Origin of the sequence: Pseudomonas fuscovaginae SE-1 (assembly GCF_000364705.1) — a bacterium.
Lineage (GTDB): Bacteria > Pseudomonadota > Gammaproteobacteria > Pseudomonadales > Pseudomonadaceae > Aquipseudomonas > Aquipseudomonas fuscovaginae_A.
Map to the genome: position 1 here is coordinate 1 of NZ_AQOH01000170.1, position 2322 is coordinate 2322.

A 2322-nucleotide genomic window follows, 5' to 3' on the forward strand; every position below is an offset into this window, starting at 1 on the left:
GTGGCGAGCGGGCTTGCCCGCGCTCGGCTGCAACGCAGCCGCAGAAACAGGCGGCCTGGTTGATCAGGCATATTGAGTTGTCCGGGTTTGGGGCCGCTTCGCAGCCCAGCGCGGGCAAGCCCGCTCGCCACAAAAAACCATCCACTACACAATCCCGCTCACCGCAAGGGCTGCACCCGCCAACGCACGCTACAGATAGCGCGCCATGATCTCGTCGACCGTGCCTTCCTTGCGCAACTGATCCAGCGCCGCCTGCAACCGGGCGACCACCTCGTCCGGCACCTCCCTGTTCAGCGCCAGGTACAACTCGGCGCTGTTGAAGCGCAGCACGGTCTTGAGTCCCGTCACCCCTTCCTGGCGCGCCAGGAAGCGCCCCGCCGGATCACCGGTGGCCCACAGGTCGATCTGCCCGTCCGCCAGCTTCCTGGCATTGTCCTGGTCACGCAGCACCAGCACCGGCTCCAGACCCTGGCGGGCCAGGGTCTGCGCGATGGCATCGCCCTTGTAGGCGCCGACCTTGTACTTGCGTGCCTGCACCAGCGCCGTCAGCGCCAGCTTGCTGTCGGCCCGGGCGAGCATCACCCAGTCATCCGGGCCGATCGGCCCGACCCACTTGAACAGGGTCTCGCGCTCGGGCAGGCGCGCCATCACGAACACCCCGTAACCGGGCTGCTCCAGGGCGAGCTTGTAGATCCGCTCCCAGGGAAAGCGCAGGGTCAGGCTGTAGCGGATGTCGGCACGCTTGAAGGTTTCCCGGACGATATCCACGGCAATGCCTTCGATATTCTCGTCCTGGGCGAAGTTCTTGCCGTTCTTCGCCATGTTGTAGGGCGGGAAGTTCTCGGTCAGCAGGACCAGCGAAGTACCGGTACTTTCCTGCGCGAAGGCGGGCCCTGTCAGCAGCAGCGAGGTGCTGGCGACGGCCAGTAGAAGACGTTTGAGCATGCTGTACTACCGAAGTCCATGGCGTGGCCCAAGAGTGGCCCGGGCCCGCCATGCTGTCCAGTGATCCGTGGATTCAGCGGACCACGATACCGCGTTGGGCCATGTAGGCCTTGGCTTCGGGAACGGTGTATTCGCCGAAGTGGAAGATGCTGGCCGCCAGCACCGCACTGGCATGGCCTTCGAGGATACCGTCGGCCAGGTGCTGGAGATTGCCGACACCGCCGGAGGCGATCACCGGAATGCCCAGGGCATCGCTGATGGCACGGGTCACGCCGAGATCGAAGCCGCTTTTCATGCCGTCCTGGTCCATGCTGGTGAGCAGGATCTCACCGGCCCCCAGGCCTTCCATCTTCTTCGCCCACTCCACCGCGTCCAGCCCGGTCGGCTTGCGCCCGCCGTGGGTGAAGATTTCCCAGCGCGGCGCTTCGCCCGGCTGCGAAACCTTCTTGGCGTCGATGGCGACGACGATGCACTGCGAACCGAAGCGATCGGCGGCCTCGCCGACGAACTCGGGGTTGAACACCGCCGCGGTGTTGATCGAGACCTTGTCGGCACCGGCGTTGAGCAGGTTGCGGATATCCTGCACGGTGCGCACGCCACCGCCCACGGTCAGCGGGATGAACACCTGGCTGGCCATGCGCTCGACGGTATGCAGCGTGGTGTCACGGCCATCGACGCTGGCGGTGATATCGAGGAAGGTGATTTCGTCCGCACCCTGCTCGTCGTAACGACGGGCGATCTCCACCGGATCACCGGCATCGCGGATGTTCTCGAACTTGACGCCCTTGACCACGCGACCATTGTCGACGTCCAGGCAAGGGATGATGCGTTTGGCCAGCGCCATGGTCAGTCCTCAGCCAGTGTAGGAATCACAGAAGGCTTGCGCCTCGGCGACATCCAGGGTGCCTTCGTAGATCGCCCGGCCGGTGATAGCGCCGATGATGCCCGGCGCCTTGGCGTCCAGCAGGGTCTTGATGTCGCCCAGGTTGTGGATACCGCCGGAGGCGATCACCGGGATGCTGGTGGCGGCGGCCAGGGCGGCAGTGAAGGGCACGTTGCAGCCCTGCATCATGCCGTCCTTGGCGATGTCGGTGTAGACGATCGCCGACACGCCATCGGCCTCGAAACGCTTGGCCAGGTCGATCACCTGCACCGAGCTGACTTCGGCCCAGCCATCGGTGGCGACGAAACCGTCCTTGGCATCCAGGCCGACGATCACCTTGCCGGGAAACGCACGGCAGGCCTCGGCGACGAACTCGGGCTGCTTGACCGCCTTGGTGCCGATGATCACGTAGCTGACGCCGGCCTTCACGTAGTGCTCGATGGTTTCCAGAGAGCGGATGCCGCCGCCGATCTGGATCGGCAGGGGGGGGGGGG

General features: G+C 65.3%; 3 protein-coding genes. All 3 read right to left on the reverse strand.

The annotated features are described in order from the left end of the window. Positions 1-189: 189 nt before the first annotated feature. A complete protein-coding gene (locus tag K675_RS0116445) occupies positions 190-945 on the reverse strand; it encodes a substrate-binding periplasmic protein (protein WP_017904597.1) in 756 nt (251 codons plus the stop codon). Positions 946-1018: 73 nt separating this feature from the next. Then, a complete protein-coding gene (gene hisF, locus K675_RS0116450) occupies positions 1019-1789 on the reverse strand; it encodes an imidazole glycerol phosphate synthase subunit HisF (protein WP_017904598.1) in 771 nt (256 codons plus the stop codon). A gap of 9 nt (positions 1790-1798) precedes the next feature. Further along, on the reverse strand, positions 1799-2322 hold a 524-nt coding region (locus K675_RS0116455; protein ID WP_017904599.1), incomplete at its 5' end, for a HisA/HisF-related TIM barrel protein.

Coding starts and splice junctions, on each gene's coding strand:
- K675_RS0116445 (WP_017904597.1), bottom strand. CDS start 945: ATGCTCAAACGTCTTCTACTGGCCGTCGCCAGCACCTCGCTGCTGCTG.
- hisF (WP_017904598.1), bottom strand. CDS start 1,789: ATGGCGCTGGCCAAACGCATCATCCCTTGCCTGGACGTCGACAATGGT.